The 7,658-nt window shown below is 46.9% G+C and carries 7 protein-coding genes; 4 read left to right on the top strand and 3 right to left on the bottom strand.

The genetic code is table 11. The features are described from left to right. Positions 1–242: 242 nt before the first annotated feature. Positions 243–2,000: a PAS domain S-box protein gene (locus AC1DYT_RS25470; RefSeq protein WP_477472308.1), complete on the bottom strand. Its 1,758-nt coding sequence runs from the start codon at positions 1,998–2,000 to the stop codon at positions 243–245. A gap of 191 nt (positions 2,001–2,191) precedes the next feature. On the opposite strand from AC1DYT_RS25470, the gene AC1DYT_RS25465 reads away from it, so the two are divergent. Together AC1DYT_RS25465 and rimM are read left to right on the top strand one after the other, a co-directional pair. Beyond that, the gene (locus tag AC1DYT_RS25465; RefSeq protein ID WP_133226743.1) at positions 2,192–2,713 is read left to right on the top strand and encodes a 30S ribosomal protein S16; all 522 of its coding nucleotides are present in this window, start codon (positions 2,192–2,194) and stop codon (positions 2,711–2,713) included. A 141-nt stretch (positions 2,714–2,854) separates the two neighbouring features. Continuing rightward, complete coding sequence (gene rimM, locus AC1DYT_RS25460) at positions 2,855–3,379, top strand: ribosome maturation factor RimM (RefSeq protein ID WP_477472307.1); 525 nt, start codon at positions 2,855–2,857, stop codon at positions 3,377–3,379. Here the strand turns inward: rimM and AC1DYT_RS25455 are convergent, their stop codons facing one another. Then, the gene (locus tag AC1DYT_RS25455; protein ID WP_477472306.1) at positions 3,380–4,057 is read right to left on the bottom strand and encodes a hypothetical protein; all 678 of its coding nucleotides are present in this window, start codon (positions 4,055–4,057) and stop codon (positions 3,380–3,382) included. Between the two features lie 533 nt (positions 4,058–4,590). On the opposite strand from AC1DYT_RS25455, the gene AC1DYT_RS25450 reads away from it, so the two are divergent. Next, positions 4,591–5,988 (top strand): LutB/LldF family L-lactate oxidation iron-sulfur protein, encoded by a 1,398-nt coding sequence (locus tag AC1DYT_RS25450; protein ID WP_477472305.1) that lies wholly within the window; start codon positions 4,591–4,593, stop codon positions 5,986–5,988. After that, the gene (locus AC1DYT_RS25445; protein ID WP_477472304.1) at positions 5,988–6,533 is read left to right on the top strand and encodes a dihydrofolate reductase family protein; all 546 of its coding nucleotides are present in this window, start codon (positions 5,988–5,990) and stop codon (positions 6,531–6,533) included. Before AC1DYT_RS25450 ends, AC1DYT_RS25445 begins: the two co-directional genes overlap by 1 nt. A gap of 227 nt (positions 6,534–6,760) precedes the next feature. Here the strand turns inward: AC1DYT_RS25445 and AC1DYT_RS25440 are convergent, their stop codons facing one another. Next, on the bottom strand, positions 6,761–7,615 hold the full coding sequence (locus tag AC1DYT_RS25440; RefSeq protein WP_477472303.1) for a DUF4198 domain-containing protein: 855 nt from the start codon (positions 7,613–7,615) through the stop codon (positions 6,761–6,763). Positions 7,616–7,658 lie beyond the last annotated feature (43 nt).

Genomic DNA, 7,658 nt, shown 5'->3' with positions numbered 1-7,658 from the left:
AGCCAGGGCATTAGATCAACATAGAGCCTCGAAGGCTAGAACTCGTGACTATTTCCTACCGGCTATCTTCTCCACATTTTAACATGCCAAAATTATCAACAACAATCTGTTAATTAATTTCTTTGCAAGTCTAATGGAACTTGTTTCAACACCTCACACGGCAGGTCGCAGGCACACAAGGTGGCTAAGCATTTGGCTACTTTTATGATGGGGTCCTGAAACAAGTTCAGGATGACGGTTAATTAATATTGATCGGGCCCGCCCTCTTCTTTAGGCTCGTTCGGCAGCAAGCCTGTAAAGGTGCTATCAACTATGGCGCGTATTACCTCGTCTATCTCGTTGCCTACCACCAGTAGCAAATCTATGACTTCCTTATTTTCGGGGTTGGCAAAATCTTCGAAATCGATCACGTTGATCAGGCCCAGCATGCTGGCCACGGGGCGGCGCAACTCGTGCGAGCTTAAGGATGCGATATTGCGCAGGCACTCGTTCTGGGCGATGATTTCGTTTTCGGTTTGCAGGCGCGCGGTAATATCCCTGGCAAAGCAGCCCGTGCCTATAATTTCGCCTGCCTGGTTAATCAAGCAGTTGAAGCTTACCTCGTGATACTGTAGTTCCCCCGGCACCGAGTGCGTATTCTCATATACGATGGAAAAGCTTTCGCCGGCGAGCGAGCGGCGGTAGTACTCCGTCCAGGCCTGGCGGGCGGCATCCGGGCCGAAAACTATCGCCTCCTGGCCATCGGCAGGCATTACGCCCGCTTCTTTAAGAACCGCATTTTTATAAGGCGTATTGGTGTAGATATACCGCCCGGCAACATCTATAGACCACACCATATCCTCGGTGTTATTGATCAGCGATTCGAGGTTGATGCGCGTGCGGTTAAGCTCCTCCTCGGCCATTTTTTGCCCGGTAATATCTTTCATGAAAATGGTTATACCCTCTGCCGATGGGTATAAGGTGTTACGGAACCAAAGCCTGGTTATGGGCAAAAACTCGGTAAACTGTATGCTCTGTTTGGTTTCTGCAGCGTTGCGCAGTTTTTTGGCAATTTCCATGTTTAGGACGGTAGGGAAAACGTCCCATACGGTTTTGCCTATCACGTCGCATTCCGTGCGCTTGAATGTTTTGAGGAAGGCGCCGTTTACTTTGATGAAACGCCAGTCGTTATCCAGTATCACAAACGAATCGGTAATGCTTTCGATAAAATTATCCAGCTTTTCGTTCGCATACCTTACGCGGTTCTCGGTTTCGCACCGGAAGCTGATATCCTGCCCCACGCCCTGTATCTCGCTCACCTCGCCGCTCTTGTTCACGATGGATATAAACTCCCATTCGGATGGGTGGCGTTTGCCGGCTTTATCCAGCTTCTCGCGCATCAGGGGTATTATTTTGCCGGGGTTGGCCAGGCACTCTATAAAGGCGGCCTGGCAGCGTTCCAGATCTTCGGGCAGGGTGTTTATGGCAAAATGCTGCCCCTCCAGCTCTTCTGCCGCGTAACCAAAAACCTCGCAGTAACGTTTGTTAACAAATGTGAAGCGGCCTGTCTTATCCAACCGCACCAAAAAATTAGTTTGCGAATTAATAAGCGATAACAGGAATTGCTCGCGTTTAAGCGCATCGGCTTTATCGTCGCCTGCTGGGGGTGCCTGGCTGGTCACCTCGTTCAACGTACAAAGCAGTACCGGGTGCCCGGTGAGCGCATCGGTATAGATGCTGCGCCGCTCGGTAATGTGCCTTAGTTCGCTGCCATCGGCAGGTAATATGCGGTAACTGGTTTCGAGGGTATTGCCAATGGTAAGGCTGTTGTATTCATTGCCAACCCGCTCTGTATCGTCGGGATGGATAATCGGGATCCAGAAATCTACCTTGGTTGGGGCGGTTCCCTGCGGCTGGCCTGCAAGCATACCTATGCATGGCCCAATAGTGATATACTGTTGCAGACCCAGGTTAAATGCTATAATGCACTCTCTTATTAGCGGCAAAATGCTTGCTTGCATAAGGCATCATCAGGTTGATGGATAAAGTTATAACAAATTATGCGTCAATAGGTGTTTTATTACCCAAATAAAATCACACGCGCAATTATATCCATTTAATAATAAGCCTTTTAATTTATAAAATAAATACATACCTTTGCATCCCCGCAGAAAGAACTCCGGGGACAATGTTGAATACATAAAATTAAAAGATGGCAACTAAGATCAGACTGCAAAGACACGGTAAAAAAGGCAAACCTTTTTACTACATCGTAGTAGCAGACGCCCGCGCACCACGCGACGGCCGTTTCATTGAGCGTGTAGGTTCATACAACCCTAACACCAACCCCGCTACTATCGACATCAATTTCGACAAAACCCTTGAGTGGGTAAACAATGGCGCACAGCCAACAGACACCTGCCGTGCAATACTGTCTTATAAAGGCGTATTATACAAAAAACACTTACAGGGCGGCGTTAAAAAAGGCGCATTGACCGAAGAACAGGCAGATGCTAAATTTGCTGAGTGGCAAGAACAAAAAGACGGTAAAATCACCGGCAAGAAAACCGGCCTGGTTTCTGCAAAAGACGAAGCACGTAAACTTGCTTTAATTGCTGAAGCTAAGAAGAAGGAAGATAAAGCCGCTGCTATTGCTGCCAAAAACGCACCAGTTGCCGAAGAAGTAGCAGAAGAAGCCCCGGCTGCTGATGCTGAAGCAGAAAGCGCTGAATAATACTTTAATAGAAACAAGACAACAAGAAGCAAGAGACAAGAAAACTATCTTGATTCCTGATTCTTTACTTCTTGGTTCTGACATGATGGCGAAGCAACCGAACGGTTCTTCGCCATTGTTATTTAACAACAAATTCATCAGATGGACATAGAAGGTTATTTCCGGATAGGCACGGTGCTTAAAACCAAGGGACTTAAGGGCGAGATGCAGCTGTATATGGATTACGACGGTGTGGAGAATATCAACATCACCTCGATGTTTTTGGATATCGCCGGCAAACTAGTGCCTTTTTTCGTAGAATCGATAAAGCACAATCAAAAAAACAGCGCATACCTGTACCTGGAGGATATCGACACCATCGAAAAAGCCAGTGCCCTGGTGCGTAAAGATATTTACCTGCCCAACAAAGCCAAGCCCAAAAAGCGGAAAGAAGATTTCGGCTTAAAGGACCTGAAAGGCTTCATAGCCGTAGACATTAACGAGGGAGAACTGGGCGAGATTACCGATATCCACGAATTCCCCCAGCAACTGATAGCTGCCGTTACGTATAAAAACAACGAAGTGCTTTTCCCGCTTAACGAGAGCATCATCCTGGGAATTGACCGGGTGAAGAACATCGTGACGGTTGACCTGCCCGATGGCCTGCTGGATGTTTATATGGAGTAATCAATTGCCCGCAAACACTACCGATTTTGCCGCCATCCATTTATTAGCCCGTGTTATTTCGCCCCGGTTTGGCGGGTTGAGCCTATAACTTGATATGGTATCGCCCGTGGCCGTGGCAATAAGATTGATTTCGTAATCGAAATCGGCTGCCTTTACATAACCAAACAGCGGAACGTACGGTTCATTTCGGGGCGATGTTAGCACATTCAAAACAAAAAGGCCGGCGTTGCCCCAATTCGCCGCCTTGTCAGACATGTAGCGCTCCCTATCCATCCGCACTTTTATCACCATATCTGCACCAATCATACGGCCAACGCTATCGGCGGGCATGGTCCATGCGGTACGCAAATCAGCCATTTTAGTCAGTAAGCGTTTATTAACCGTATCCGCGTCTATCAGTACAACCGTGTATTGCTGGTTGCGGCGGCCATGGGTGTATTTACAATCAAGCAGAGCCTGCTGCACTTCTGCTTGCAATTCATGGCTTGCGGTTTGTTCCTGGGCGTACCAATCATCCTGCCGGGGCTGTTTGCCGCTGTAGTAAACATCGGCCGGCAAAACAGCCAGCGTCATGCTGTCGATATTGTGTTGCGATAAATATGCTTTATTAACGTAGATGCCGCTGGTGCAGGATGCCAGCATAGCCGAAATAATAAGGATAGGTAGCCTGGTTTTCATTTAAAGCAAATACGGTATATGGGGTAGAATATTATCTGCTTGCGAATAAAAAGAGGGTGGGCATAATCCTTAAAGATTGATTTAACACAGGGTTAACAGAGAAGTCACAGCGTCCGCAGAGATTAAAAAATGTTATGACAAGAATTGAGTTAACACGAATTTCACGAATTAAGACAAATTAACACTAACCATACTTCATTTTATATCGAAGCTAAAAATTAGTGAAATTCGGTTCAATTAGAGAAAATTCGTGTTCACTCAAATTGATGCAGACTGTTTCGTTAAAGATTGATTTAAAACAGAGTCCACAGAGATTAAAAAATGTTACGGCAAGATTTGAGTTAACACGAATTTCACGAATTAAGACAAATTAACACTAACCATACTTCACTTTATATCGAAGCTAAAAATTAGTGAAATTCGGTTCAATTAGAGAAAATTCGTGTTCACTCAAATTGATGCAGACCGTTTGCAAAGCAAATAATTTAACCATCATAAAACATTCTTGCCCGCGTTTGCTTAATTTCGCATAAATGGGAAACATCGCAGCGGAATTTTTAGAGGCGGCCGAACAGAAAGTGTTCGACACGGACCATCGGCGCATCATCAACCATAACATAGGCAAGTACGATGCATCAGTTGCCCGTGGCCTCTCGCGGATGATCAACCTCGACAATTCTAAAAAGAAGGGCCACGCCATCAAATGGAAGGTGATGGAAAACCTGGATAAATTCCTGCCGGAGTTCGAAGCCAATTTCCAGAAACGTGGCGGCAAAGTCATTTGGGCCAACGATGCCGAAGAGGCCCAGCGCGAGATACTCAACATCATTACTAAGGCAAACGCCAAAACGGTCATCAAATCAAAATCGATGGCCACTGAAGAGATACACCTCAACGAGTTCCTGGAGAGTAACGACATCGAATCGGTAGAGAGCGACCTGGGCGAATACATCGTACAGTTGCTGGGCCAGCGGCCATACCATATCGTTACCCCGGCCATGCACCTTTCAAAGGAGGATATTGCCCGGCTGTTCCACAATCGGTTCGGTACACCGATAGATGCCACACCAGAGCAGCTTACCCAAAAAGCGCGTGAGCTGCTTCGCGAAAAATACCTGCGGGCAGATGTGGGCATCACCGGCGCTAATTTCCTCATTGCCGATACCGGCAGCATCTCCATTAGCGAGAACGAGGGGAACGCGCGGCTTACCACCACATTCCCCAAAATACAGATCAGCATAGTAGGTATAGAGAAGATAATCCCCTCCATTGCCGACCTCGATCTGTTCTTGCCTATGCTTGCTACGCACGGAACGGGGCAAAACCTAACCGTTTACAACACCTTGCTCAGCGGCCCGCGCCAACCCGGCGAAACCGACGGCCCGAACGAGATGTACGTAATATTGCTTGATAACGGCCGCACCAACCTGCTTGCCCAAAAAGAGCAGCGCCAGGGTCTCTACTGCATACGCTGCGGGGCCTGCCTCAATGTTTGCCCTATCTATAAAAATATAGGTGGCCACACATACGAAACCGCTTACACCGGCCCCATAGGCTCGGTGATAACGCCGCACATGCGCGGGATGGAAGATTTTAAGCACCTTAGCTATGCCAGCAGCCTTTGCGGAGCCTGCACCAGCGTTTGCCCGGTAAAAATAGATATCCATAAAATGCTGCTGCTTAACCGCCGCGATGCCGTAAACGAGAATCTGGTAACCAAAAAAGAAAGATGGGGCTGGGCCGGGTGGAAAAAAGGCATGCTGAAACGCAAGTCGATGGACTTTTTTGGTGGCAAAATGAAGAATTACCTGCTGAGGCTGTTCTTCAAAAAATCGTGGGGACAGTATAAGGAGATGCCCGAGGTGGCCGAAAAATCATTCAGCAAACAATGGGCGGAACGCGGAAAGCCCGAACAACACGAAGAAGACTAATGCGTAAAGTTATACTGAATGTTGCGGTAAGTCTCGATGGGCTTATAGAAGGGCCAAACGGTGAATACGATTGGTGCATGGACGACCAGGACTACGGCCTTACTGCCTTTTTCGAGAGCATCGACGCTATATTTATCGGCCGCAAAAGCTATGAATTAATACGTGCCAACCCAAGCATGTTTCCGGGTAAAAAGCTGTATGTTTTCTCGGATACGTTGGTGCCCGAGGAAGATGAAGACATAACCGTTATCAACACGGCAAACTTCGAACATGGGGTTGAAAGTATATTGAACGAGGCAGGCAAAAGCATCTGGCTGTTCGGGGGCGCAAGCCTTCTTTCGGCATTCATCGCCAAACGTTGGGTAACCGAACTACAGTTATCCATACACCCCATTATTTTAGGCGCGGGCAAGCCACTGTTCCAAAATTTGAGCGACAGGTTAAACCTGCAGTTTATTGGGCAGCAGGTTTATAGCAGCGGCCTTATACAACTGCATTATGCTTTAAGTCCGAAGTTCGATATGGAAATGCTGAAGATGCTTTAGCATTGGGCGGTGATTTGCGTTATCTCTTTAACCGCAAAGGGCGCAAAGTTTTCGCAAAGAGGCACAAAGCTTTTGTTTGACAATTAAGAAGCTAAGGCTGAAACTTCAAGAATCGGATAATATCACCTTATATAACAAAGGGCGCAAGTTTTCACTTTGCGCTCTTTGCGTTTTTTCTCTGTGTTCTTTGCGGTTAATAGCGCCGCAAACCGCCCACTGCAAACTGATTAGTGTTTATTCCCAAATCCAAACTCTCTATACGTGTTCGGTAGTTCGTCCTGGTTGCTGAAGGCGAAAGAGTAGGTGGCAAACCATGTTTCGAAATCGGCATCGTTGTTTTTAGATGGCTCTATGTGTACGCAGCGCAGCATGTAAATGCCATCCCGGCTGGGGCTAAAAAACACCTGTCCGTTAGCATCCGAGGCTAGCAATTGTGGGTGTACATTGCCCGATGCTGTTTTTATATACAACAGCACATTGCTGTTTTTAAGCGGTTTACCCATAAAATAAACAACGGCGGTAATATCGTCGCCATAGCTTTTTTTGTAAGGGTTCTGTTTAAGCACAATCTCGAGGTCGTTGCCCAGCACCTTGCTGTATGCGTTGCCGCCGCCGCCATCTACGCTTACAAGGGTTTTTAAATAGTAACGGTATTTTTCTACCAGGTTAAGGCGGGTATCGTCTTTTATTTTATCGGCCAGGTTATCGTAGCCCTGCTTGGTAAGGTAGGCCACAAAATCTTCGTGCGGTAGTTCGATGATATCGTCTTTGGTATTCAGCTCCACCATTACCAGCCCGGCGTTGTTGATGGGGTAACTTAACACAGGGGCGGCACTATCCTTAGCAACCTTAAGCAGGTCGGTTAATTTAGAGCCTTCGTAAATATTGAATTTGCTTGTCCTTTTCGCGTTGAACCGCTCTTCTCCCTCTTGCATCAGGTTATCGCCGGTGAGCAGGTGCACATTTAGTTTGTCGCCTTTGTGCAGGTAAAAACTTTCGGGCAATAAAAAGCCATCTGGTGCAAAGGCACTTAGCCCTAAAACAGCAAACAGAACAAATAAAATAACGTACAAGTGCTTCATAGCAAAAAGATGGATGATGTAAACATACAAAGTTTTAAAAACT

This window comes from Mucilaginibacter sp. P1_D10, assembly GCF_056406215.1.
Note: the sequence above shows the minus strand (reverse complement) of the source record. Positions and strands in the feature narration are given on the sequence as shown.

Coding starts and splice junctions, on each gene's coding strand:
- AC1DYT_RS25470 (WP_477472308.1), bottom strand. CDS start 2,000: ATGCAAGCAAGCATTTTGCCGCTAATAAGAGAGTGCATTATAGCATTT.
- AC1DYT_RS25465 (WP_133226743.1), top strand. CDS start 2,192: ATGGCAACTAAGATCAGACTGCAAAGACACGGTAAAAAAGGCAAACCT.
- rimM (WP_477472307.1), top strand. CDS start 2,855: ATGGACATAGAAGGTTATTTCCGGATAGGCACGGTGCTTAAAACCAAG.
- AC1DYT_RS25455 (WP_477472306.1), bottom strand. CDS start 4,057: ATGAAAACCAGGCTACCTATCCTTATTATTTCGGCTATGCTGGCATCC.
- AC1DYT_RS25450 (WP_477472305.1), top strand. CDS start 4,591: ATGGGAAACATCGCAGCGGAATTTTTAGAGGCGGCCGAACAGAAAGTG.
- AC1DYT_RS25445 (WP_477472304.1), top strand. CDS start 5,988: ATGCGTAAAGTTATACTGAATGTTGCGGTAAGTCTCGATGGGCTTATA.
- AC1DYT_RS25440 (WP_477472303.1), bottom strand. CDS start 7,615: ATGAAGCACTTGTACGTTATTTTATTTGTTCTGTTTGCTGTTTTAGGG.